General features: G+C 32.7%; 19 protein-coding genes. 5 read left to right on the top strand and 14 right to left on the bottom strand.

Features of this window, described 5'->3' with window-relative positions:
• Nucleotides 1-11: 11 nt before the first annotated feature.
• A complete protein-coding gene (locus tag DFR54_RS03235) occupies nt 12-2,738 on the bottom strand; it encodes a YhgE/Pip domain-containing protein (protein WP_114288896.1) in 2,727 nt (908 codons plus the stop codon).
• A 14-nt stretch (nt 2,739-2,752) separates the two neighbouring features.
• Nucleotides 2,753-3,226 carry an RrF2 family transcriptional regulator gene (locus DFR54_RS03230; protein WP_167799195.1) on the bottom strand — a complete coding sequence of 158 codons (474 nt, stop codon included), beginning with the start codon at nt 3,224-3,226 and terminating at the stop codon, nt 2,753-2,755.
• 224 nt (nt 3,227-3,450) lie between these two features.
• On the opposite strand from DFR54_RS03230, the gene DFR54_RS03225 reads away from it, so the two are divergent.
• A complete protein-coding gene (locus DFR54_RS03225; protein WP_114288895.1) occupies nt 3,451-3,756 on the top strand; it encodes a hypothetical protein in 306 nt (101 codons plus the stop codon).
• Nucleotides 3,757-4,002: 246 nt separating this feature from the next.
• On the opposite strand, the gene DFR54_RS03220 is transcribed toward DFR54_RS03225, so the two are convergent.
• The 5 genes from DFR54_RS03220 to DFR54_RS03200 form a co-directional block, all read right to left on the bottom strand.
• A complete protein-coding gene (locus DFR54_RS03220; RefSeq protein ID WP_114288894.1) occupies nt 4,003-6,243 on the bottom strand; it encodes a family 10 glycosylhydrolase in 2,241 nt (746 codons plus the stop codon).
• A gap of 151 nt (nt 6,244-6,394) precedes the next feature.
• Nucleotides 6,395-7,714, bottom strand: a complete 1,320-nt coding sequence (locus tag DFR54_RS03215) for a metallophosphoesterase (protein ID WP_114288893.1) — start codon at nt 7,712-7,714, stop codon at nt 6,395-6,397.
• Nucleotides 7,715-7,871: 157 nt separating this feature from the next.
• Nucleotides 7,872-8,735, bottom strand: a complete 864-nt coding sequence (gene scrK / locus DFR54_RS03210) for a fructokinase ScrK (RefSeq protein ID WP_114288892.1) — start codon at nt 8,733-8,735, stop codon at nt 7,872-7,874.
• A 48-nt stretch (nt 8,736-8,783) separates the two neighbouring features.
• On the bottom strand, nt 8,784-10,979 hold the full coding sequence (locus DFR54_RS03205; RefSeq protein WP_114288891.1) for a GH92 family glycosyl hydrolase: 2,196 nt from the start codon (nt 10,977-10,979) through the stop codon (nt 8,784-8,786).
• Entirely contained in the window at nt 10,979-12,058 is a 1,080-nt protein-coding gene (locus tag DFR54_RS03200; RefSeq protein WP_114288890.1) for a GntR family transcriptional regulator, read from the bottom strand. Before DFR54_RS03200 ends, DFR54_RS03205 begins: the two co-directional genes overlap by 1 nt.
• A gap of 123 nt (nt 12,059-12,181) precedes the next feature.
• Here DFR54_RS03200 and DFR54_RS03195 point away from each other — a divergent pair, with 123 nt between their 5' ends.
• Nucleotides 12,182-13,480 (top strand): glycoside hydrolase family 125 protein, encoded by a 1,299-nt coding sequence (locus DFR54_RS03195; protein ID WP_114288889.1) that lies wholly within the window; start codon nt 12,182-12,184, stop codon nt 13,478-13,480.
• 14 nt (nt 13,481-13,494) lie between these two features.
• Entirely contained in the window at nt 13,495-16,179 is a 2,685-nt protein-coding gene (locus DFR54_RS03190) for an alpha-mannosidase (RefSeq protein WP_114288888.1), read from the top strand.
• Nucleotides 16,180-16,270: 91 nt separating this feature from the next.
• On the opposite strand, the gene DFR54_RS03185 is transcribed toward DFR54_RS03190, so the two are convergent.
• The 4 genes from DFR54_RS03185 to rpsO all read right to left on the bottom strand — a co-directional run bounded on the left by DFR54_RS03185 (nt 16,271) and on the right by rpsO (nt 21,355).
• Nucleotides 16,271-17,617, bottom strand: a complete 1,347-nt coding sequence (locus DFR54_RS03185) for a family 20 glycosylhydrolase (RefSeq protein ID WP_170126906.1) — start codon at nt 17,615-17,617, stop codon at nt 16,271-16,273.
• Between the two features lie 142 nt (nt 17,618-17,759).
• Entirely contained in the window at nt 17,760-18,515 is a 756-nt protein-coding gene (locus tag DFR54_RS03180) for an ROK family protein (RefSeq protein WP_114288886.1), read from the bottom strand.
• Nucleotides 18,516-18,785: 270 nt separating this feature from the next.
• On the bottom strand, nt 18,786-20,918 hold the full coding sequence (gene pnp / locus DFR54_RS03175; RefSeq protein WP_114288885.1) for a polyribonucleotide nucleotidyltransferase: 2,133 nt from the start codon (nt 20,916-20,918) through the stop codon (nt 18,786-18,788).
• Between the two features lie 167 nt (nt 20,919-21,085).
• Complete coding sequence (rpsO, locus tag DFR54_RS03170) at nt 21,086-21,355, bottom strand: 30S ribosomal protein S15 (RefSeq protein WP_086342058.1); 270 nt, start codon at nt 21,353-21,355, stop codon at nt 21,086-21,088.
• Nucleotides 21,356-21,611: 256 nt separating this feature from the next.
• On the opposite strand from rpsO, the gene def reads away from it, so the two are divergent.
• The gene (gene def, locus DFR54_RS03165) at nt 21,612-22,175 is read left to right on the top strand and encodes a peptide deformylase (RefSeq protein WP_086342057.1); all 564 of its coding nucleotides are present in this window, start codon (nt 21,612-21,614) and stop codon (nt 22,173-22,175) included.
• 169 nt (nt 22,176-22,344) lie between these two features.
• On the opposite strand, the gene DFR54_RS03160 is transcribed toward def, so the two are convergent.
• Complete coding sequence (locus tag DFR54_RS03160; protein ID WP_114288884.1) at nt 22,345-23,121, bottom strand: Cof-type HAD-IIB family hydrolase; 777 nt, start codon at nt 23,119-23,121, stop codon at nt 22,345-22,347.
• A gap of 81 nt (nt 23,122-23,202) precedes the next feature.
• The gene (locus DFR54_RS03155; RefSeq protein WP_086342767.1) at nt 23,203-23,994 is read right to left on the bottom strand and encodes a formate/nitrite transporter family protein; all 792 of its coding nucleotides are present in this window, start codon (nt 23,992-23,994) and stop codon (nt 23,203-23,205) included.
• 358 nt (nt 23,995-24,352) lie between these two features.
• Here DFR54_RS03155 and rpsD point away from each other — a divergent pair, with 358 nt between their 5' ends.
• Nucleotides 24,353-24,964, top strand: coding sequence for a 30S ribosomal protein S4 (gene rpsD, locus DFR54_RS03150; RefSeq protein WP_114288883.1), 612 nt, complete (start codon nt 24,353-24,355; stop codon nt 24,962-24,964).
• Between the two features lie 47 nt (nt 24,965-25,011).
• Here the strand turns inward: rpsD and DFR54_RS03145 are convergent, their stop codons facing one another.
• The gene (locus DFR54_RS03145) at nt 25,012-25,569 is read right to left on the bottom strand and encodes a cadmium resistance transporter (protein WP_114288882.1); all 558 of its coding nucleotides are present in this window, start codon (nt 25,567-25,569) and stop codon (nt 25,012-25,014) included.
• Between the last annotated feature and the right edge of the window lie 158 nt (nt 25,570-25,727).

Genomic DNA, 25,727 nt, shown 5'->3' with positions numbered 1-25,727 from the left:
GAGTCTTTTTATTAATGTAGAATATGTCCTTCAGCGATATTGTCGCTGATTTTTTTGAATAGTCTTTCTGATTTTGGATATAAAATATATCCCACCACAAAGAATGCAATTGTGACACTGATTAAAATAGATATTGCTTTAAGAGCTGTTGGCCAGTAAATACCACCTACAGATTCTCTTAGTAAATTCACAGCATGAGTGAATGGAATATATGGATGGATTGCTCTAAAGAATGGTCCAGACATCTCAATTGGGAAGTTACCCCCACCAGCTGAAATTGAAAGAACTAAGATTATAATCGCAATTCCTTTTCCAAGATTATCAAATAAAGCAACTAACACATAAACCATCATCATGAAGGCTAGATCAATGATTAAAGCAAAAATGATGTTCCAAATTGGATTTTTAGTGTAGGCACCAAGTAACCATTGATTACCCAGTACTACGATTAAAGCTTGAAAGAACCCAACTGTTAGATAAGTCATCATACGAGCTAAAAATTGTTGGCGTTTTGTATATTTTTGCTGTTGCTTACTATTTAAGTGGAACTTAGTTGAAGCAATACTTGAGAATAAAACTGCTCCTACCCATAAACAAAGAGCGGTATAGAACGGCGTACTAGCTGAACCATAGTTAGGAACAGGATAGACATCTGTTTGTTTTAACTTAACAGGATTTGAAATAAAGTCACTTTCTTTATTCGCATCATTTTTCAAGTATTTAACTAATTCTTCAAGGTCTAAATCTTCTTCACCTTTTTTAATTAAATCGCTAGCTTTAACAATACCATTTTTAATATTTGGCCAGTCATTATTAATCAAATCAACAGCTGCTGTCATAGCCTTTTCAAATTCTGGTGCTTTTTCATTTACCGTCTTCATTGTGTTTTGAATATCAGACTCAACACCTGGTAAATCTTTTTGAATAAAGTTAGCAGCTTGGTTTATTTTATTTTTTAATAGTGGGAAATCGTTAGTAAAGAAGTCTGCACCACCATTGATGCCGTTAATAATCAGATTCATATTACCATTTAATAATTCATTAGCAGCATGAATATCTTTATGAATCGCTGGTAATTCTTTTTGATAAGATTCTAAAAAGGCAATCGCTTGGTTAATTGTTTTTGACGTACTTGTCATTAACTCGTCCACATTCTTTATTAAGTCGTCATCTATAATTGAATCTGTAATATTTTTAGCTGTAGCTAAAACAGCTTGGGCTTCTGCTATCAGTTTGTCAACCTCAGCTTGAATCGCAGATACATTGATATTGCTAGCTTCATCATTAACAGCTTTAGCTAATTGATTAACTTCTATTAATGCTTCTTTTAAGCTTTCTGATGAACTAGATATATTTTCCCAATCATCTAAGATATAGTTTATTCGTTGATTTGCACTATCAACCACAGATTTAGTATGTTGCAATTGCCCAATAATTCCATCTAAATTATGAGATCCATTTAAATTTTGAAGATTAACTAAAGTTTCAATAATAGATTGAATCATCTCACTCTGTGCTTCTAATCTAGTAGAAAGAGCTAACAACTCTTTATAGATAGCATTTTTTTCTTCAGAAGTTAATTCATTTTTATCTACAATTTGAATTAATTTGTCAGTTATTTTTATAGTTCCTTCAGAGATTGTTTGTACAATTTCAATCCCAGTCTGAACACTTTCAGAAATTTTTGGTAATGTTTCTTTGCTTATTTTATTTAAAGTCTTACTTGTATCATCTATTAGAGTCTTAGCTTCTATTGTAAGTTTATTAACTTTGCCTAACTCTTTTTGAGCATCTTGAATAATTCCTAAACCTTTTTTAGCTTCCACAATGGCATCATCCATCATTTGAACCACATCACCAAAGTCATTATCAATTTTATTGATTTGACGACCGGCATCTTGAATTTCAGGAATTTTTCCTTGAACTTGGTAAACTAAACCGCCATATTGTTCAATCTCTGGCATTTTTTTATTTAATTCTAGTACTTTTCCAGTCATTTGATTAACTTCTGGAATCATGCCAACAAACTCATTAGCTACTTTTAGCTTATCCTTAAATTCAGGCATTTTTTTGTTTAATTCTAATACTTCTTTTGTGTAACCATCAATATCACCTAAATGATCATTAACAGTTAAAATTTTACTTGTTATTTTCTTAATAGAAGGTAAGTTACTATCCAAGTTAAATCCAACTTCATTTAAAACTTCCATTAAGGTTTTACTAACTGTTGCAACAAATTCATCTGAGATGGTGTCTTTAATAGTTCCAGCACCTTTATCAGAAATTTTTGGTGCTATGGCATTAATTTTTTGGTTCACACTATACTCGATTTCAGGGTTTTTTATATCTCCTTTAACAAAGCTTAGTAAATTCTCTGAGAAAGTTTTTGGTAAATAAATACCTGCGTAATATTTACCACTTCTAACACCTTTATCAAGTTCTTCCTTAGAGTCAACAAATTGCCACCCTAAACTATCATTATCTTTCAAATTCTCTAGGATAGTATCCCCTATGTTTACTTCTTCATCCATAACTGTTGCTGTTTGGTCATCTGAGTAAACAGCTATTTTAATATCTCCTGTGTTTGAATATGGGTCCCACAAAGCGGCAATATTAAACCAAGCATAAAGGGATGGAATAAACATTAATGCTATCATTAAAACAAACGTTAATTTGTTTTTAAATATTCTCGTCCAATCAAGACGATATAACTCTAATACATTTTTGAATCCTTTCATACCTATCTCTCTCCTTAAATATACTGATTCCAATCTCGTTTAGGTATTTCCCCGTAATCTTGAAAAACTTCAGATAACATATCATGGACAGAAACATGTCTTAATTCTTCATTCCATTTATGATCTGCTTTTGTAAAAACCTTTGAAATAACTTCATTACCATCTTGAGCAAATTCATTAAAATCTGAAAAAGCTCTTTCTAAAACACCTACATGTGGAAATGAATGCAAAGGTCCCTCAATTGATTCTACTATTTCTAATAAGGAGATGTCATCTAAATTTTTTTCTATATAAAAACCACCATTGTTTCCTGATACACCTTCTATCACTTTTGAAACAACTAATTTCCTAAGTAGTTTTTTTACATACGATTGAGATACTGATAATTTTTTATAAATAGCTTGAGAAGATGCTGGTACGTCTTCTGTTTGCGTGGCTAAAATAGCTAGTATTGCCAACGCTTGTTCAGTTGCGTTTGTTAGTTTCATAAAAATTCTCATCCCTTTTCCTCTACTTCAAATAGCTATTATAGACTCCCTTTGTCCACAATGCAATTGTTTTATCTTATAAAAAATAATTTTCTTTATTTAATTTTCACCTAATTATTTTTAATAAAAATTAAGAATTATCAGATAATTTTTCAAGTGTATTAATGACTGTTAACCCTCTGTTCATATAAGGTATAATTAAAGTGTGGAAGGAGGTGATTTTATTGAAGAAGGAAAATTTCGATCTATTTTCTCTTGTTTTTCTATTAAGTATTTTTAATATCTTGTATAGTTTCATCCCAATCGTTTTACTGACTTATTTCTGGTTATTCCATCCCGAACGTTATTTACTCAATGGTTTTGTTACATTCATTTCTTTTTTTATCATAATCGATATAAGACCTTGGTTCATCGAATGGCATAACTATTGGATTACTTTTATATTAGCAGCTATTTCGGCAGCTTCCTCAGTTTTTTTATTCCAACAATCAAAACAAAAAAATCCTTTAGACGGAACTTTCTTAAATTAGTTACAAAAAAAATGCCTACTGCTAATTTTTCTCTCTTTTTACTAGATACATTAATACATAGCTTTATGTTGTCCATTGTTTTTGGATTCATTCCTCAAAAAATAAGATTTGGTACAATGTGGCAGCGTTTATCATTTGTGCTTATCACTCTGCTACTTATGTTTATTTCTATTTATATCTCCCTAGTAAAAAGCGGAAATAAAAAAAGAGGCTGACAAAATAAGTCAGCCTCTTTTCCAAAGTCTTCTATCTAGTTGATTTTTTCTTAAAAATAATTCCAGCAATCGAAAGAATCATTAGTCCAAATACAACGTAAATAATGTTGCTTTGTTTCTCACCTGTTTTAGGTAAATTTTTAACAGGAGCATATACTTTTGATGAAGATGAGCCTTTATCAGAATTTGAGCTTCCACTATTACTACTTCCACTTCCTTCTCCTTTTTCAGAAGAACTTGATTCTGTAGTACTTGTTTCAGTCGTTTCTACTTTTTTATAAAAAATAGAAAATTGTTGCTCTTCAGTTGTAAACTTACCTTCTAAAGAAAACTCTGGTTTGATTATTTCATAAGTAGCAAATTGTTTTACTTCTATATTAAAGGCAGCATCAACATCACCTTCTAAAGTCATTTCATCTAAAACTTTATTTGTACCTTGCTCTAAATACTTAACAGTCACTTTTCCTTTTTCAACAGGCACTTCTTTAATAAATGGTTTGGATTCAACACCTGCTGCATCAGTTGCTGTTACAAATACATTTCCTTTAACTAATTCTGGTAAAGTCAATTTAAATTGACCGCTACCATCATTATAGATACGTTCAACAATATTTGCCCCGTTTGAAGTAACTTCTGCTTCATTACCCTCACCTACATAAACAATGTAGAAACGTTCTCTGCCATTTTCACTTGCTGTAATAGAAACTTCTTTCCCATTAACAGCCACATCTTTTGGAGGTAACACTTCTCCGTGGGATAACCATGGTTTAGCTGGCACTAGTAATTTTTGATTAAAGTAATCTTTTTTTAGTAACTCAATGGACTGGTTTTTAGCTTGATGACGTTGTTTTAAGTTATCAGCTAAAGAATCGATATTACTTGGTGTAATGTCATTGTAGCTAAATAACGCGCTACCTTTAATGTTTGGATAAGCTGTATTAAATTTCAACTGATTAGGAACTTCTTCTGGGTTTAACCAAGAAGCATCCCAACCACCATTTCCTACATGCTTATAATTAGCATGACCAATATAGATTTGCGTGTGAGTTCCTTCTGCCACATCATTCCACCATTTAGTTAAATCACCATAAGGCGCTGCTGCTTGATCAAAACTCCAATAAATTTGTGGAGCCATATAATCCACTGTTTCTTCTTTAATCCATTTGTAAGTATCTGCAAAAATACTGCCTGAGTAAGATTGAGAAGAAGTTAAAGGTGTGTGTGAACCACGTTCATCATTTTCAATATGTTCCCAAATACCAAAGGGACTGATTCCAAATTGAACCGATTTTCCTAATTCATTATTAGCTGTATCAATAGTTGCTTTCACACCTTCAGCTAATAAATTAATATTATGTCTTCTCCACTCTTCAATTGATGTAAATCCTGCCCCGTATTTTTCAAAAGTTGCTTTATCCTCATCTTTTGTTCCAAAGAAAACATTTTCGCCATCTACTGTAATTCTATAGGGATAAAAGTAATCATCAAAATGAATGGCATCAATATCATACTTTCTAACTAACTCATCTACTGTATTAAATACATGCTCTCTAACTTCAGGAATTCCTGGGTTGAGAAATAATTTTTGGTCAAACATTAAAACTTGTTCTGGATGTAATACTGCATAATTATTATCGGCTAAAATTCCAGCTTGATTATATAGTTTAACTAAATCAGGAATTGCTAAAGCAGCTAATTCTGATTCAGTTTTGCCAGTTTTATTTTGCAAACCAGCATTATTAAATTTAGTATTACTTACACGGTAAGGATTTAACCACGCATGATACTCCATTCCGGCTTTATGAGTTTCCTCAATCATCCAAGGTAATGGATCATATCCTGGATTAACACCTTGAGTTCCAGTTAAAAACTCTGACCATGGGTTAAACTCAGATTGATACCAACTATCAAGTAAGGGTCTCACTTGGAAAATCATAGCATTCATATTCCACTCTTTGAAATCACCTAATACGTTTAAATAATTTGTTTGAAACTCCTCTTGGCTTCCTGGTTGCGAAAAGTTTAAGTTTTGGATTGTTGCTACCCAAGAACTTTGAAACAGTTCCTTGTCAGGTGTGTAGTTTTCTGGAATATCCACGATTTCATTAGAGCCTGGATACATTGGTACTTTCTGATTTAAATCATACCCTAACTCACCAGCTTCATTCTTGATAAATTTGTTAAGCTCCTTTGCTTCTACCCCTAAATTAAACCCTAAAGAGCCCATTAATCCTACTGTACAGAATAAAGCTAGTAACGTTTTTTTCTTCATCAATTATTTCCTCCCTTTTTGATAACGCTAACATTTATTATACAGTAGTTTCTCAAAAAATGAAATACCATTTCAATAATCATTGTTTTTTTACGGTAATAAATTTCTTTTTAGATAAAAAAGAGAGCTATTACGCTCTCGATAGATAGATTTATTTAATACACGTTAATTCAATTTGATTGTTATCATGATTATCTATTTCAACAATTGAATCCATATATTCTAATAAAAAAGGTGACTCTTTCTTAATCAACCGATAACCATTTGAATTTTTTAAAGCTTCAATATCATCTTTATTTTGTAGTTGATTACCTGTAAAATAGCGCCAGTTAGCTTCTCCTACAAAGTCTGCCATAGCATCTAATTTTTTCTCATCATAAAAACCACTTTCAATTAACTGTACATAAGCCATTCTTTTACCATCTTCAATAAACAAGTCTTTTGTAAACTGTTGATAATTAAGTAAGTTTTTATCAGTTTCCCCTGTTTCTTTGGCCCACTTATCCACATCTACTCGTTTTTTCTCATAAGAAATAGTATCTTGATTAAACTTAACTTCACCATAAATTTGTTCACTAATACTATAGGAAGCTGTTACAATTTCTGTGATGTTATCTTTTTTATCTGTTTTAATACTTTGAGCATGGGTGTGCCCTGAAAAAACTAAAGGTACTTTATATTTACTTAGTAGCATCTTTAACGTTTCATTTTCTTCAATCACAAATCCAGTACTAATTAAGTCATTGTGTTGTAGTAAATTGTGATGCATAAAAACAATTGTTTCCACACCTTTTTCCTTACCTGTTAATAACTGCTCTTCTACCCATGAAAAAGTTTCTTTTTTTAATTCACCTTTTGTCTGGGGAACAGTTGTACCAGGTTGTTTACCATAAATATTTGTATCTAACATTAAAAATTGAAGTTGGTCATTTACTGCTACTGAATAACTTAAAGAATGCTCATCTTTCTGACTACTATTTTCATAACTCCAACTGAAAATATCCTCAAAGTTTTTAGGACTTATTTGAGTTGTTTTTACAGCAGAGTCTTTCTTAAATTCTCTTGCCCAACCATCATGAATATCATGATTACCTGGAATCACATAATAGTTAATCTCTGCTTTTTTTAATGGACTTAGTATTTCTGCTAATTTTTCAGCACTTTTTCTTTCACCATTTAAAGTCAAATCTCCAGTAATGATAATACCAGTAGGTTTTTCTTCAAGAGCTAAATCTACTAAAGCCCTTAAACTATCTTCTTGATATTCTAATTCTTTACCTGCTGAAGTTAATTTAATCCTCTCAAATTCCTCACCAGATTCATATAAATCAGTTGTGATTAAATGGGTATCAGATAATACCCAAAAAACAGGCTCTGAAACTTCTTTTTTAGCTTTTTTAGGTGTCATTGTTGCCCCTATTACTAAGATAACTAGTACAACTAAGGTTAACCAAATCCCCTTCTTCTTCACACTACCACTTCCTTTACAACTCTATTATACCTAAAAGTAAACAATTCACATGACTTATTTTTATATAAGAAAAAGGCTATGACAAAATGAGTCATAACCTTACTTTCACAAATCAAACGGTGTCACAGAAGTAGCTTCTGTCACAACCTCTTAATTTTTACAAATCTTTTGCTAAAGATAAACAGCCTAATGTGCCAGCATTATCACCTAAAGCAGGAGTTACAATGTAATCTGCTACATTGGGATAGCTAACATAACCATTAATTAATTTTTCAAAAGCTGCGTGAACTTTATCTACCATGTGTTGTTGATGCATCACACCACCACCAAAGATAATGACTTCTGGTGACATCATTAATGTTGTATTGTATGCACATTGGGCAATGTATGTTGCTTCAATAGCCCAAAATGGATGATCTTCTGGCAGGTCTTGTCCTTCAACACCAAAACGTTTTTCAATAGAAGGTCCTGCCGCCATTCCTTCTAGACAATTACCATGGAATGGACAAACTCCTTCAAAATTATCATCTGGATGAGGTTGAACTAAAGTATGCCCCATCTCTGGATGACTAAATCCTTCAATAAAATTCCCTTGTTGAATGGCTCCACCACCAACACCAGTTCCAATAGTATAGTAGACAACACTATCTTTACCTTTTCCATTACCTAATTTGTACTCACCGTAAGCAGCTGCATTTACATCTGTTGTAAATGCCATTGGCAAATCAAAATGTTTTTTCATCTCTCCTAAAACATCATAATTTTGCCATGCCAATTTAGGTGTTGATGTAATGAAACCATAAGTTTCTGATTTTTTATTAATATCAATTGGTCCAAATGAGCCAATTCCAATTGCTTTTAAAGTAGCTTCATATTGTTTAAAAAAATCAATCACTAAAGGCATTGTTTCTTTCGGAGTTGTCGTTGGAAAACTAACTCTTTCTAAAATATTTAATGCTTCATCAGATACAGCACAAACAAATTTTGTTCCACCTGCTTCTATTGATCCGTAAATTGCCATGTTTTTCGCCCTCTCTTATACTTCTAAGATTTTTAATCTATAGTTTGATTAATCAATTGAAAATGGTAAATCTTCTTTAGTAACTTCTTTTTTACTTGGTGCAATGGCTAATTCAAAATCAATTTCAGCACCCTTAACTAAATCTGCATGATTAAAGTAAACTTTTGAATAGTCTTCATTATTTAATGACACTGATTTAACAAAGTTTAAATGTGGTTTATTAGATTTCGTATTAATTGTTATATCTTTTCCATTTTCTAAATGAATAACAGCTGAATCAAACAATGGAATACCTAACACATATTCACCAGCTCCTGGTGTGACTGGATAGAAACCTAAACTTGAGAAAACAAACCATGAAGCCATACTTCCGTTATCTTCATCTCCTGGGAATCCGTTCCATGACGTATTAAATTGTTCTGTCATTAATTGTTTTAAAATGACTTGTGATGTACTTGATTCTCCAACGTAATTGAATAAATAAGGAATATGGAAACTTGGTTGATTTGAAATCGCGATTTGACCAAAATCAATTGAAGCCATTTCACTCATCTCATGAATTTCAAATCCATAACCATCTACACCAAAAGTTGGTGATGTGTTAGCTAGGTTAGTTAATTTATTAGCAAACGCTTCTTTTCCACCGTGTAATTCTATTAACTTACCAAAGTTATGGTAAACTGCGTAACTATTTTGCCATGCTGAACCTTCGCAGTAATCAAGTCCCCAACGAGTATCTTCAAATGATGTTCTAAAGTTACCTTCTTTATCCTTAGCACGCATAAATTTTGTTTCAGTGTCAAAAATATTAGTGAAGTTACCTGATTGTTTTTGATAAAACTCTGCTGTCTCAGTATCACCTAATGTTTTAGCTACTTGAGAGATACAGAAATCACTATAGGCATAGTCAAGTGTATGATTGACACTTTCATGGTAATCAAGAGGCACATAACCATATTTTAAGTAATCATATGTTCCACGGCGACCATAATTATTTTTCTCACTTTGTTTAGTCGCTGCCACTTTCATTGCTTCTAAAAATTCTGGCATCATTTTAGTTCCAATACCTTTAACTGCTGCATCTGCAATCACTGCATCTATTAAAGTACCAGGCATTAATCCACGCTCATCTGGTGATAACCACTTAGGCAAGAAGCCAGTTTCATTAAAGGAAGTTAAATAACTTTCTAACATTTCTTCGTATTCTTTTGTGGCAATTAATGAATAAAGTGGGTAAACCGTTTTGTAAGTGTCCCAAAAACCATTATTTGTGTATAAGTATCCTGGACGAACCTCTTTAGCTACTGTATTGTAGTGAATCGGCTCATTAGCTTCATTTAATTCATAGAATTTTTGTGGGAATAAAAACGCTCTATAAAGCATTGTATAAAATGTATCAACTTGTTCTTTATTAGTTGATGTGACATCTATTCTATTTAAATAATTTAACCATTTTGCCTCAGCATTATCTTTCATTTCTACAAAACTTTGTTCTTTAATACGACTTAAATTAAGCTCAGCTTGTTCTACAGAAATAAAGCTTGTTGCAAGTGTTGTCACAACTTCTTTTTGACTATCAAATCTAACAAATAGATTTAAGTCCTCTCCTTTAAAGTTAGCTAATTCATGTTTTTGATCCTCACCAATGATTATTTCTGATGTTTCAGCATTGATTTTAGCATCAAATATAGTTGAGAAATACATTTTAAACTCTTTATCCTCTGAGTCAGAAAAGTTAGAAACAAACCCGCTAATTTGATTATTTTCTAAATCAACTTTAATCTCAAAAGGTCCTTTTGAACGGATATTTAAACCATTTGTTTCAGTTGCTCTATAAGTTGATTTGATTTTCCCACCATAGGTACTAGCAGTAAATTCAGTATTAATTTGGTAACGTTCTTGTTTTAATTTCATGTAATGTGGAGCAAAAACTGCTTCTTCTGGACGATAAGTTCCTTGTACATGGAACTGGCTATGACCAAATAATTTTCCTGAGAATGGATTAAATAGCATCCACTGGAAATCTCCCATCCAAGGACTAGGTTGATGAGTTAGACGAATCCCTTGAAAAACACGGTCATGAGGATTAAACCACCAGCTACCTCTGTCTCCTGCAGTTTGCATCGCAAAAAAGTTCATCCCAAATGGAACGCCTGTGTAAGGTAAGGTGTTTCCATTTGAATAAGAATGTTGATTGTTAGTACCTTGTCTTGTATCAATATCTAATAAATTTACTAATGACATTATTTTCTCTCCTTTAAAGAACTACTATCTCTAATAATTAATTTAACTTCTGTTTTTTGGTGTATTTCTGTTTTACTACCTGTTTCTAATTGATCAAGTACCATTTGACAAGCTACCCTTCCAATTTCAACAAAGTTTTGCTCTATAGTTGTTAGTCCTGGTTGAATCAGTGAGGATGCTTGAATATTATCAAAACCAACAATAGCAACTTTTTCAGGAATATCTATTTTCACTTGATGTAAGTGATTAATTAACTGAACTGCTAAAACATCATTTTCAAGTACGATAGCTGTAATCTGATGCTCATTAATTTGAGTCACGATGTAGTCAAGATAAGCTTCTTTTGTTTGATCCAATTGCTGAGTTAAATGGAAACTATCTAAAATATCTGCTTCATGAAGCGCATTTAAGTAGCCTAGATAACGATCCCTAACAGATGAAATATCAATTTCTCCTGTTAAACTAGCAAAGGCAATTTTTTCATGACCTTCTTCTATTAAATGATTAGTCGCTAATTTCCCACCAATTAAGTTGTTCGCTGTTACAGAACTAAAGGGAACACCGTGGAAAAACTTATCTAATAAAATTATTGGTATATCATTTAGATAAAGTTGGTATAAAACTTCTAAGTTAACGAGGTTTTTTTGCGGATAATAAATCACACCTACATAATTGGATACGATTTCATTAATTGGAGTGTCGATTAAAAAATTCTCAGTTTGAACTAACAACTGATAATCTTTTGATTGTAACTCTTCTAAAATTCCTTGAGTATATTCTCCTAAACCGGTATTTTCTTCTGATAAAAAAGGAAAGATTAACAGGATGTTTTTAGACGGTTCTTTAGCAACTTTATTTGCTTCTCTTTTTTTAACAAAACTACCTTTTCCTCTTATTCTAGATATTAATCCAATAGCTTCTAGCTCTGTTAAGGCACGTTTGGAAGTAATACGACTAACATTATATTTTTCTGCTAATTCTAATTCTGTTGGTAACTGATCATTCTCTTTATAGGTACCATTAATAATATCTTCTACTAGATCATCTAATATTTGTTTATATAAAGGTTTGCTAACCATATTTTCGCCTCTTTCTTTTATTTTTTATATAAAAGATATACTCTTTTACTAGACAATACAAATGATATACCATATAATCAATTTTGTAAACGAAAAATATATTTTTTTGGAGGTTACTAGGAAATGACATACACAACTGTTCCCACTTCAGTACAAGCTTTTATGGACAACATTAAAGAAAGAACTCAGCAAGACAATCCTGCTTGGGGAGATATCTTCTCAAACTGTTTCGCTAACACATTACTAACAACAGTTAAGCGCTTAGATGATGACACTACTTTTATTTTAACTGGTGATATTCCAGCTATGTGGTTACGAGATTCAACAGCCCAAGTTCGTCCTTATTTACCAATTGCAAAAGAAGACAAAGATTTAGCTAGCATGATTTCAGGTTTAGTTAAACGTCAATTCTTCTATATTAATATGGACCCTTATGCTAACGCTTTCAACGAAACAGACAATAATGCAAGTCCACATAAAGACGATCATACAACTATGACACCTTGGATTTGGGAAAGAAAATATGAAATTGATTCATTAGCTTACCCAATTCAATTATCATACTTACTATATAATGCAACTGGTCAAACAGATCAATTCAACGAAGATTTTAAAACTGGTGTGACAAAAATTTTAGATCTTTGGGAAACAGAACAAAATCATGACAACTCACCATATACTTTTGAGCGTGATACAACTCGTTTAGAAGATACATTACCAAATGATGGTAAAGGAAGTCCTGTTAAAGAAACTGGTATGACATGGACAGGTTTCCGTCCTAGTGATGATGCTTGTAAATATGGTTACTTAGTACCTTCAAACATGTTTGCTGTTGTTGCTTTAGAATATGTTGAAAAAATTTATTCTTCTATTTTTGATGAAGCAGATGTTGTTGCTCGTGCTAAAAAATTAAAAGAAGAAATTAAAAAAGGCATCACAGAATACGGTGTTGTTCAAAACAAAGCAGGAAATGATATTTTCGCTTATGAGGTAGACGGTTTTGGTAACCATAGTATTCAAGATGACTCAAATGTACCAAGTTTAATGGCAGCACCTTACTTAGGTTTCTGTTCACAAGATGACCCTACTTACTTAGAAACAAGAAAAACATTATTAAGTGAAGAAAACCCTTATTACTATGAAGGTGAATTCGCTAAAGGTATTGGTAGCTCACATACACCACCTAACTACATTTGGCCAATCGCTGTGTCAATTGAAGGTTTAACAACTCCTGACAAGCTTGAGAAAAAACGTATTTTAGATATGTTAGCTGCTACAACTGGTGGCACTGGACTTATGCATGAAGGTGTTGACGTTAATAATCCAAATAACTTTACACGTGAGTGGTTCTCATGGGCTAATATGATGTTCTGTGAATTAGTAATGGATTACTACGATATCCGCGTTGAAACTGGTCTTTAGAAAGGAAATTTAACATGAAGAAAAAAGTTTATATTATTTCTCACAGTCACTGGGACCGTGAATGGTACATGCCTTACGAGCAACATCATATGCGTTTAATTACATTGATTGATGATTTATTAGAACAATTTGAAACAAATCCTGACTTTAATAGTTTCCACTTAGATGGTCAAACGATTAGTTTAGATGACTATTTAGAAGTTCGTCCAAATAAAAGAGAAGCTCTTCAAAAAGCTATCACAGAAGGTAAACTAAAAATTGGACCTTTCTATATTTTACAAGATGATTTCTTAACAAGTTCTGAATCTAATACTCGTAACATGTTAGTTGGACTTGAAGAAAGTAGAAAATGGGGAGCTCCTGTTAAATTAGGTTACTTCCCTGATACATTTGGTAACATGGGACAAGCACCACAAATGATGCTTGAAGGTGGTTTAGATGTAACTGCTTACGGTCGCGGGGTTAAACCAACTGGCTTTAATAACGTGGTTATCAATGATGAAAAATATACCTCTCAATATTCTGAAATGTGGTGGGAAGGCTCTGATAAATCTAAAGTTTTAGGGATTTTATTTGCTAACTGGTACAGTAACGGAAACGAAATTCCAGCTGAAAAAGAAGCTGCTATTAAATTTTGGGATACTAAATTAGCTGATGCTGAACAATTTGCTTCAACTAATCATTTATTAATGATGAATGGTTGTGACCATCAACCACTACAAAAAGATGTAACTGATGCGATAAAATTAGCTAATGAGTTATATCCTGATTATGAATTTTTACACAGTAATTTTGAAGACTACATTAACGCTGTTAAAGCTGATTTACCTAAAGATTTAAACACTGTTGAGGGAGAACTGACTTCTCAAGAAACTGATGGTTGGTATACTTTAGCTAACTGTTCTTCTTCTCGTATTTACTTAAAACAACGTAATACTGAAGTATCTCGTCAGTTAGAAAATATTACAGAGCCTTTAGCTACTATGGCTGCTGAAATCACTGGTGAATACCCACATGATCAATTACGTTATGCGTGGAAACTACTTATGCAAAACCATCCACATGATAGTATTTGTGGCTGTAGTGTCGATGAAGTTCACCAAGAAATGATGACTCGTTACTTAAAATCTCATGAAGTTGGTAAATTCTTAGCGAATGAAGCTTTAGAAACCTTAACTAATGCGATTGATACAAGTAAATTCCCAGAAGGAAGTAAACCTTTCGTTGTTGTGAATACTACTGGTCAAAATAAAACTGGCTACGTTGAGACAATGATTGAGTGGAAACGTAAACCATTTAGCGAAGGTTCTCCTGGCGAATTATTCTACTCATTGAAAGATGAAGAAAAACCATCATTTAACGTAGTTGATGAAAACGGTAATCCTGTTGAAGTAGAAGTTCTTGATGTTGAAACAACATTTGGTTACGACCTTCCAAAAGATGCCTTTAGAATTCCATTTATGGCTACTTACGTTAAAGTTCGACTACACTTAGATAAGATGGCTGGTCTTTCATGGAAAGGGTTTGCTTTAATTGAAGGAGACGCTCCTAAATTTAATGATTTACCAATCTATGATGAAGCTAGTCAAACTTTAGAAAATAAAGTCATTAAGGCTGTTATCTCTGAAGATGGTCGTCTTTCTATTACTGATAAGAAAAATGATGTCACTTACGACAATATGTTAACATTCGAAAACGTTGGTGATATTGCTAATGAGTATATTTTCAAACAACCAAAAAATGATACACCAATTTTTGCTCATGAGTACCCTTATGAGATTGAAGTTAAAACAAACAATTCTTTAATTGCTGAAATTATCTTAAAACAAACAATGATGATTCCTCATGCTGCTGAAGAATTACTTCAAGAAGAAATGAAAGCTGTTTTAGAAATGCGTCAAAGAAATGCTGGACGTAGCTCAGAATTAATTCCATTTGTTATGGAAACAACTATTACTCTTGAAAAAAATAGTGAGCAACTTAAATTTGCTACTTATTACAATAACCAAAGTGAAAACCACCGTTTACGTGTTCTTTTCCCAACAGGAATTGAAACGGATAAACATTATGCTGAAAGTATTTTTGAAGTGATTGAACGTCCTAATGCTGTAAGTAGCTCTTGGACAAATCCTACAAACCCACAACATCAACATTCATTTGTTAACGTACAAGATGAAAATAAAGGTGTAACAGTTTCAAACTTTGGTATTAATGAGTATGAAATTTTAAATGATCAAAATACAATTGCCTTAACTATTTTAAGAAGTACAGGTGAGCTTGGTGATTGGGGTTACTTCCCAACTCCTGAAGCACAATGCATTGGCGAAAACACAATTGAATTTGCTGTTGCTTTCCATACAGATGATGATAAATTTGATTCATTTAAAGATGGACAAGCTTTCCAAATTCCGTTCTCAGTGAAACAAACAAGTATTCATGAAGGTGAATTAAATACAACTCAACAATTTGCTACTATTGAGTCTGATCAATTTTTAATGACTGCTTTCAAACGCAAAGAACATGAACTGAATATTGTTTTACGTGGGTTTAACTTATCAAATGAAACGTCATCAAGTCTTTCTATTGAAGTTCCTAATTACAAAGGAATTCGTGGGACACTTATTGAAGAGGTTTCTGATAAAGAATTTACAAATACATTAACCCCTGCAGAAATTCATACAACTATTTGGAGTAAATAAAAAAGAGATTGTCACTGAAGTGTTCAACTTCAGTGACAACATTTAGTTAATAAAAAAATCCTGAGACATATTTTTCAATGTCTCAGGATTTTTATTTTTTGAAATATGTGGTTAAAACTTGCTTCACTGTTTCTTCGTCCATAAAAGTTGAACTTTCTTTTTGACTCACTGCTAATAACAATGGTGTCACACTTTCCCACACAGTTACCTCATCTTGAGCACTTGGAATATCGCTCCAAATAGCCAATGCCACTCCTGGAAATTGATTAGTTAACTCAGTTACTTTTTGAGATTGAGGGTACATTTCTGGTGTCCAATCTTTGATAATTTTCTCATAAGTTGGATAAGTGTAGCCTGCTGCTTCCCCTAAAACATAGTAGAAATAATTGTCATTGAAATTAATGACTGTATAGTCTTTTTCAGCAAAGGTTTCAACAGGAGCCATATTTTGATTCCATTTAGTCCAATAAGTAATCTCTACTTTTTCAGATAACTTAACTAGTTCCTGGCGATTAAGACGGAAAAAACCGTCATTCCAAACACGCGAAATAAATCCCCAGCTACTTACTTTTTCGGCTAACTGATTAACGTAATAAATAAAATAATCCATTGCAGTCCCGTTTTTGCCAAACATAGCAACTGCTGCTTCTTTAAGATCTGGGTACGCATCTATTTCGTCAAAATCAACAAATTCATCGCCACCAATATGGAAATAGCGACTTCTACTGAATAATTCAGCATATTCTTTATAAAGAGCTTCAATAAATAAAACTGCTTCTTGATCCACTATATTTAGAGCTGAAGGATGTCTTTCTAACTCTCCCTCTTCTGTTTTTTTTCTTAATTGCCATTCAGGACGATTTTTTAAAATTTGTTTTAAATGCCCTGGAGAGTCAAAATCCGGAATGATTTCGATACCAAAAATTTCTGCATAAAGAATCACCTCTCTGATTTCATCCTTTGTTAAATAGTTATCCGACATAATTTCAGGAGCTGCTTCGGATTCAATTCGAAAACCTTCGTTCTCAGAAAAATGAAGTTGTAAATAATTAAATTGAGCTAAGCTTGCACTTTCAACAAATTTGAATAAGATATCTTTTGAAAAATATTTTCTACCAATATCAATCATTAAGATACGTTGCTCTTGCTCATAAGTAACTACTGTATCTCCTACTGCAAGCTCTTTTGTAAAAAAGCGTAGTAGTGCTTGTGTGCCGACAGCTAGTAGATTAGCCTCTGAATTAGCTGTTACAATAAGTTTTTCATTATAAGAAATCATTCCTTGAACCGAACTGTTTTGTTTTAACACAAAATCCCCAGTTTCAAAAGTAATAGCAACATCATGATTAAATAACCTTGTTGCTATTTTTTTTAATGCTTTTGCTGTTTTTAGCTGACTAGTTGTTTCAACTTGAATTGTTTTAATTGTTTGAGTCATCAGTTTTCTCAAAGCCTCCATTTTCAATAACACTATTTTTGTTAAAATTAATATTTATATTATAATTCTTTTTTATTATCTTTCATTAATTTATCTAAAAGACTATCTCTTATCAAGAAGTATTGCTACTTTTATTATAGTATTAGTCAAATTTAACAATACCCCCATAATTTTCATCTATCATTGAAGCACCAATTAAATTGGCATCATTTCCATACTCACAAACATGTAATTCATGTATTAATGGAGAACGTTGACCAAAGCTCATAATTTCTTTTAATTTCAAATTAATTTCCTTAATCAAATCAGGATGTTTGGAAATCCCTCCACCAATAATAATGACTTCTGGATCTAGAATATATTGTAGATTATAGATACCTAAGGCGTTATAAAAATACAATTCTTCCACTGCTTTTTTAGCAATAGTGTTTCCTTCTTTAGCTAAGGTAAAAACTTCTTCGCCTGTTACTTCCCACCCAATCTCTTTTGAAACCTTTCTAGCCATATGAACAGCAGAACCAAGTACAGCCCACTCATGCCTACCATCTACTAACATCATACCAAATTCACCAGCAAAATCATGAGCTCCTCGTTTAATTTTTCGGTTATAGATAACCGTTCCGCCAATACCTGTTCCAATAACTAAAAACAACATGTCTTGATGATTTTTCCCAGCACCAAAATGAAGTTCAGCTAAACTGGCGCAATTGGCATCATTTTCAAAATAAATCGACTTATTGAATATTTTTTCTAAGGTGTTAATAAATTCAATTTCATGTAAATAATGAAGAGAACTAGCTCCATCAATTCTACTACCTGTTTGATTATTTGCTATATCAGGTACACTGATATTTGCAGATACAATTTTGTTAAAACTATTCTTATAGTCTATAGCCATATTTTTGAAAATTTTTACCTCTCTTTCCAATATTTTGGAGAAGAAACTTGCTTTATTTCACTAAGAACCCCGTTTTCACACAGAGTATACTTAATACTTGTTCCACCAATATCAATCACTAATTTCATTTTGTGCTCCTTAGCCTTTCTTTTTAGATTATTCACATTGAGTATACATTTTTACAGAGCTATCTCCTACTAATATAAATATTTTTTGAAAGTTGTACAAAAAAGCAATGTAAGTATTAATACTTACACTGCTTTATGGTTATTATTTTTCTTCAGTTTTTTCTTCTTTTGGTTTTTCAATCATGACTTTACGAGAAGCATTAACGCGTCCTTGTTTGTCGATTTCAGTTACTTTAACTAAAATTTCGTCACCCATCTTAAGAACATCTTCTACTTTAGCTACTCTTTCGTGAGCTAATTGAGAGATATGAACTAAGGCATCTTTATTACCAAATAAGTTAACGAAAGCTCCGAATTTTTCAATACGAACTACTTTAGCTAAGTAAACTTCACCAAGTTCTACTTCGCGAACTAATTCTTTAATAATTTCGATAGCACGGTTAATCTTCTCTTGATCTGAATGAGCAATACTTACATTACCTTCTTGATCAATATCAATCTTAACTTCAGTTTCTTCAATAATCTTATTGATTGTTTCTCCGCCTTTACCAATAACTGTTTTAATCTTATCTGGTTTAATTTGGATCATTTCAATCTTAGGTGCATATGGGCTTAACTCTTTATTTGGTTCAGCAATTGTTGCTGTTAAGTTGGCTAAGATTTCCATACGTGCTTTTTTAGCTTGAGCTAAAGCTTCTGTTAGGATTTGTTCTGTGATTCCTTCAATTTTAATATCCATTTGAAGAGCAGTAATACCTGCTGCAGTACCAGCCACTTTAAAGTCCATGTCTCCTAAGTGGTCTTCCATACCTTGGATATCTGTTAAAATTGTGTAGTTATCATCATCCATAACAAGTCCCATTGCAATACCTGCAACTGGTGCTTTAATTGGCACACCTGCATGCATTAAAGCTAGTGTTCCACCACAAATACTTGCTTGTGATGATGAACCATTTGACTCTAATACTTCTGATACTAAACGAATCATGTATGGGAAATCTTCTTCACTTGGAATAACTTGAGCTAATGCTCTTTCCCCTAAAGCACCGTGACCAATTTCACGACGACCTGGTCCACGACTAGGTCCAGTTGAACCAACTGAGAATTGAGGGAAGTTATAGTGATGGATAAATCTCTTACTTTCTTCTACTCCTAAACCATCAATAATTTGATGTTCACCAAGGGGTGCTAAAGTACAAGTAGTTAAAGCTTGAGTTTGTCCACGAGTGAATAGTCCAGAACCATGAACACGTGGTAAAATACCTGTTTCAGAAGCTAAAGGTCTAATTTCATCGATTTTACGACCATCTGGACGTACTTTATCAATTGTAATTAAACGACGTACTTCATTTTTTTCCATGTCTTCTAAGATTTGACGAACTTCTTTCATCCACTTAGCTAATTCTTCATCTTCTGCAAATTTTTCTTCGTAGAACGCTTTGATTTCTTCTTTTAAAGCATCAATGTTATCTTCACGAGCTAACTTTTCTTCTGTTTGAATCGCTTCAACCATACGAGCTTGATAAGTATCATTGATTTCTTTTTCTAAGTCAGCGTCAACTTGTAATAGTGAGATTTCCATTTTTTCTTTGCCAATTTCATTAGCAATTTCTTCTTGGAAAGCTACTAGACGTTTAATTTCAGCATGACCGAATAAAAGTGCTCCTAACATATCTTCCTCAGATACTTCTTTAGCACCACTTTCTACCATGTTAATGGCATCTTTAGTACCAGCTACTGTTAATTCAATATCTGATGATTCTAATTGCTCAATTGTTGGGTTAATAATGTATTCACCATTAACACGACCAACATCAACACCAGCAATTGGTCCATTGAAAGGAATATCTGATACACATAAAGCTAATGAAGAACCTAACATTGCAGCCATTTCTGGTTGACAATCTTGTTCCACACTCATAACAACGTTTGTGATTTGAACTTCATTTCTGAAACCTTCGGCAAACATTGGACGAATTGGACGGTCGATTAAACGAGCAGTTAATGTTGCATTTTCACTTGGTCGAGCTTCACGTTTAATGAATCCACCTGGTACTTTACCTACAGCATACATTTTTTCATCGTAGTTTACTGTTAATGGGAAGAAATCCACATCTTTTGCTTGTTTTGAAGCCACTGCTGCTGATAAAACAACTGTGTCACCATATCTTACTAAAATAGCACCATTTGCTTGTTTAGCTAGTTGACCAATTTCAACTGATAAAGGACGTCCGCCCCAAGTTGTTTCAAAAACTCTTTTTTCAGAATTTAACATTTTATAATCTCCTTATGTCACACAAATGATAAGTTCTACTAAACAAATGTCAAAATTTTAGGAAAAACCCTCACATTTGTATAGTAGTGTCACCTTCATTGTGCGCTATTTTTTTAAAAGAAAAGCGAGATCCAAACCAGACCTCACTTTTCTTAAATGTTTAAAAATTAACGACGTAAACCTAAGCTCTTAATTAATTCACGGTAGCTTTGAACATCATTTTTACGTAAGTAAGCTAATAAGTTACGACGGTGACCAATTTTTTTCATTAGTCCACGGTATGAATGATGATCTTTTTTGTGTACTTGTGCATGCTCATTAAGTGCATTAATTTCAGCTGTTAATACTGCAATTTGTACTTCTGGAGAACCAGTATCTCCTTCATGACGAGCGTACTCTTTGATGATTTCGTTTTTACGTTCTTTTGTAATTGCCATTTCTTTCACCTCTTAATATTATTTTGCCCTATAACTAAGTAGTTCGTTGGTGATTCAAAAAACCTAGTTGTAGGAAATGGTGTGTTTTATCACACAATGGTACTTTACACGATTTTCACACTAAAAGCAAGATTTTTCGACGCTCATTCCCCTTAAAAAAATAAATTTCTTTCCTTTTAAAGAAACAAATATTACACTTATTAGGAAAAGCTATGCTAAAATAATGTGAATAGATATAGAAAGGAAGTAACCACTCATGATTACAATGGATGACATCGTTCGTGAAGGACATCCTGCACTTAGAGAAGTGGCAAAAGAAGTTTCATTCCCTTTAGTAGCAGAAGATATTGAACTTGGGGAAAAAATGACTGAATTTTTGAAAAATAGTCAAGACCCTGAGCTTGCTGAAAAATATGGTTTAAGAGGTGGCGTTGGATTAGCCGCTCCCCAACTTGCTATTTCTAAGCGAATTATCGCAATTGAAATTCCAAGTATGGAAGAAGATAGTGATGAGCCATTTCTAAGTACAGTTATGTACAACCCTAAAATTTTAAGTCACTCAGTTCAACAAGCGGCTATTGAAGAAGGAGAAGGCTGTCTATCTGTAGACCGTCACGTTCCTGGCTTAGTTGTTAGAAATGCTAAAGTGACTATTTCTTACTTTGATAAGGACGGGGAATCTCATAAAATTCGTTTAAGAAACTACGCTGCTATTGTCGTTCAACATGAAATTGACCATATTAATGGTGTCATGTTCTACGATCACATTGATAAAACAAATCCTAACTATGCACCAGACGATGTTTTATTATTAAGCTAATATAAAAGGTTGTGACAGGAGTGTTCAGCTTCAAGAAATAAGAAGGAACTCACGAAAATTGTTTTTCAAATTTTTGTGAATTTCGGCTTATTTCCGAAGAAGCTACTTCTGTGACACCGTTTAGTTTGTAAAAAAGGATTGTGACGCACTTGTGTCACAATCCTTTTTCTTATATTAAGCCGTATTCTTTCAATCCATGGCAAATTCCGCCATCATTATTAGACAATGTGACAAAATCACTAACAGCTTTTAGTTCTTCCTTAGCATTTTCCATGGCAATTCCTACACCAACATAAGCAAGCATTTCCATGTCATTGTTTCCATCACCAAAAGCAACAATATCTTCTCTTTCAAAACCATATTTGTTCGCAACGTGTTTTAGAGTTTCTGCTTTAGAACCATTATTTGGTAACACATCAATTCCATATTCATGCCATCTAACAAAACGAAATTCAGGAAACTTACCTTCATAAGCAGGCATTTTTTCTTCACTTAATAAAGCAACTATTTGATAAACTTGTTCTCTTTTATGAAAATCACGGTCAATTTCTGGCATGTCTTCGCCAAAACTTTCCATAGCAAGTTTAGTTTCTGCTTGAAAATCTTCATTTCTCATTTTAGTTTCTGTTAAACCATTAAATACTAAATCAATTTTTTCTTCATCACTGATTTTAACGAGCTTTTCTAACGCTTTTTCATCTAGAGCATTACCAAAAATTTGATCCCCATCTACAAAAGCTACTGCTCCATTACTTAAAATGCTATCTTGAATATCCGCTTCTTCTAATACATCTACTGCAATTGGTAAACTTCTACCTGTTGCTACCATAACCATATGGCCTTTTTGTTTTAATGTTTGAATGGCTTGACGCGTTTCCTCTAAGAGAATGTGGTCGTCTGTAATTAAGGTGCCATCTATGTCAAAAACAATTAGTTTTCGGGACATTTTTTCCCCTCCTTAAATTAACTAGTCTGAGTATAACAAAAAACAAGAGGAGTCTAAAGTTTCTCCTCTTGTTTTTTAATTTTAATCTAAGTATTTAACTGTTTGATCTTTATTTAACCATGCGTAAGTAACACCAATCACTAATCCGCCACCAATAAAGTTTCCAATAAAAGCTAAAACAATATTTGTGCTAACTGAAGCTACTGTCATACCAGCTACTGCTCCACCTGATGTGAAGAAAGCTAATGGGAAGTAAATAAAGTTAGCGATAACGTGCTCAAACCCTAAGAAAGTAAAGATGAAGATAACACATAAAATCATTGAAAAACGAGCCATATCATCCTTTGCTTTCATTGACATTAAAATAGCTAAGTTAACAATAATATTGGCAAACATAGCTTCAACTAAAGTCTGGATAACACCCTTTTCAAACTTACCTTCTACTATATGGACTAAAAAATTATCCGCAGGTAGTGAATTAAAAGCACCTGTAAGTGATAAGAGATACGCAATGACCAAAGCACCAATTAAGTTGAATAACACACAAACAAATAAGATTTTAGCTGCTTTTGCTACAGATAATTTCTTACGATAAGCAGCTACTGACATATACATCATATTAGATGTTCCAAGCTCAGCATTTAAGAAGATAATTAATGATAACCCTAAACCAAAAGCAAAAGCGTATAAAGCTTTTCCAACTCCTCCATCAAACTTTAATCCTAAACCAATCGCAATTGCCGAACCTAAGCTTAAGTAAAGTGTTGCTAAAATAGATCTTACAGCGTACCTTCCAAAGTGTGCGTCAATTAATTGATTTTTTTTTGCTATTGAAGCATCAATTTTCTCCATTAAATCAGATTTATATTCCATTACCAAATTCCCTTTCTCCTATTTAAACGGTCTGTTTAAATTTTATTCTTATACAATCTATCATAATTAGCTTCTTAATTGTATCTAAAAATGAAAAAAAACCGTCAAAAATCTATAAATTTTTGTTATTACTTTTTTTATTGACTATCTAGCTTCTTTCATTGTATAATATAATTTGTGTAAAATAATGCAGCTAAAAAATAAACAGCTCGTTATTAGTTTGTTTGCCTAAGTTTTAGGTTCAATTGAGTAGCCACGGCTGCAAGGGTGAAGATTGAAAAATAAACTAAGCGGATGTTAATATTTTTAAGAAATTATTTTACTCCAAATCAAAAGAATTTTATTGGAGGAATTATTTATGTCACGTTATACTGGCCCAAGTTGGAAATTATCAAGACGTTTAGGCGTTTCATTATCAGGAACTGGTAAAGAATTAGCTCGTCGTCCATACGCACCAGGTCAACACGGACCTAACAGCCGTGTTAAAAAATCTGAGTACGGCTTACAATTAGCTGAAAAACAAAAATTACGTCACACTTACGGATTAACAGAGCGTCAATTCCGTAACTTATTCGTAGCTGCTGGTCAAATCAAAGAAGGTAAACACGGTGTTAACTTCATGATCTTACTAGAGCAACGTTTAGACAACGTAGTTTACCGTTTAGGTTTAGCTACTACACGTCGTCAAGCTCGTCAATTTGTAAACCACGGTCATATCTTAGTTGACGGAAAACGCGTTGATATTCCATCATACCGCGTTGAACCAGGACAAGTTATTTCTGTTCGTGAAAAATCTAAAGATGTAACATTCATTAAAGAAGCTGTTGAGTCTACATTAGGCCGTCCAGCATTCGTTAGCTTTGATGCTGACACTTTATCAGGTAGCTTAACTCGTTTACCTGAACGTGAAGAGTTATCTCAAGATATCGATGAGTCATACGTAGTAGAATTCTACAACAAATTACTTTAAGATTATCAAAAAAACCAAAACTTATTTCAAGTTTTGGTTTTTTCTTTTTATCCAAATAACATATTTAATCCAACATAGATTAATACAACAGGTACTAAGTAGTGTTTGTATTTTATTAATTTTTCACTTACACCTTTGTGACTAACTAACTTCATAGCCATTAAACACCAAAAAGCTGTCATTATTAAAAAAATAATAATACTTAAAAACATTGCCCCTACAGACAACGGGCTAAACAACGACACATAAACCACTATATTATCCGTTCCATTTAGCAGTGTTAGAAATGCCACTTGGCTAATTAATGCACTATTCTTTTTCTCTAGAGTCTCTTCATCTTCAGATTTTTCAAATAACGTTTTAACTCCAAGTAATATTGGGATGACTCCTAACCATTTCAATTCAAATAAATCCAATTTTCCAATCGTATAACTAATAATAACACTAATAAAAATAATGGCTCCCATTCCTAAATACTGCCCAATCACTACTTCTTTTCTTTTTTGAGTCACTCTGTATAGAGCAAAAAACATAATTAACAATATTAGATCATCTACATTTGTTGCGATAAATAAACTAATACTTGTTAAAATTAGAGAAATCAATCTACCACCATACTTTCTTTCAAACTATTTACATTTTACTCTAAATTATTAGATATTTCTTCAAAATTACTTTAAGCTTTCTTAAAGACTTTAAGGCATAATAAGACTAAGTTAAATTTAGTGGATGAACTTGGTGTTATACTCGTATAGCTGAAAGT

Source organism: Vagococcus fluvialis, assembly GCF_003337315.1.
GTDB classification, from domain to species: Bacteria; Bacillota; Bacilli; order Lactobacillales; family Vagococcaceae; genus Vagococcus; species Vagococcus fluvialis.
The sequence above is the reverse complement of the archived record's forward strand: the minus strand, read 5'-3'. Positions and strand labels throughout refer to the sequence as shown.

Coding starts and splice junctions, on each gene's coding strand:
- scrK (WP_114288892.1), bottom strand. CDS start 8,735: ATGGCAATTTACGGATCAATAGAAGCAGGTGGAACAAAATTTGTTTGT.
- DFR54_RS03195 (WP_114288889.1), top strand. CDS start 12,182: ATGACATACACAACTGTTCCCACTTCAGTACAAGCTTTTATGGACAAC.
- DFR54_RS03160 (WP_114288884.1), bottom strand. CDS start 23,121: ATGTCCCGAAAACTAATTGTTTTTGACATAGATGGCACCTTAATTACA.
- def (WP_086342057.1), top strand. CDS start 21,612: ATGATTACAATGGATGACATCGTTCGTGAAGGACATCCTGCACTTAGA.
- DFR54_RS03155 (WP_086342767.1), bottom strand. CDS start 23,994: ATGGAATATAAATCTGATTTAATGGAGAAAATTGATGCTTCAATAGCA.
- DFR54_RS03205 (WP_114288891.1), bottom strand. CDS start 10,979: ATGTCATTAGTAAATTTATTAGATATTGATACAAGACAAGGTACTAAC.
- rpsD (WP_114288883.1), top strand. CDS start 24,353: ATGTCACGTTATACTGGCCCAAGTTGGAAATTATCAAGACGTTTAGGC.
- DFR54_RS03200 (WP_114288890.1), bottom strand. CDS start 12,058: ATGGTTAGCAAACCTTTATATAAACAAATATTAGATGATCTAGTAGAA.
- DFR54_RS03235 (WP_114288896.1), bottom strand. CDS start 2,738: ATGAAAGGATTCAAAAATGTATTAGAGTTATATCGTCTTGATTGGACG.
- rpsO (WP_086342058.1), bottom strand. CDS start 21,355: ATGGCAATTACAAAAGAACGTAAAAACGAAATCATCAAAGAGTACGCT.
- DFR54_RS03230 (WP_167799195.1), bottom strand. CDS start 3,226: ATGAAACTAACAAACGCAACTGAACAAGCGTTGGCAATACTAGCTATT.
- pnp (WP_114288885.1), bottom strand. CDS start 20,918: ATGTTAAATTCTGAAAAAAGAGTTTTTGAAACAACTTGGGGCGGACGT.
- DFR54_RS03220 (WP_114288894.1), bottom strand. CDS start 6,243: ATGAAGAAAAAAACGTTACTAGCTTTATTCTGTACAGTAGGATTAATG.
- DFR54_RS03180 (WP_114288886.1), bottom strand. CDS start 18,515: ATGGCTATAGACTATAAGAATAGTTTTAACAAAATTGTATCTGCAAAT.
- DFR54_RS03185 (WP_170126906.1), bottom strand. CDS start 17,617: ATGACTCAAACAATTAAAACAATTCAAGTTGAAACAACTAGTCAGCTA.
- DFR54_RS03190 (WP_114288888.1), top strand. CDS start 13,495: ATGAAGAAAAAAGTTTATATTATTTCTCACAGTCACTGGGACCGTGAA.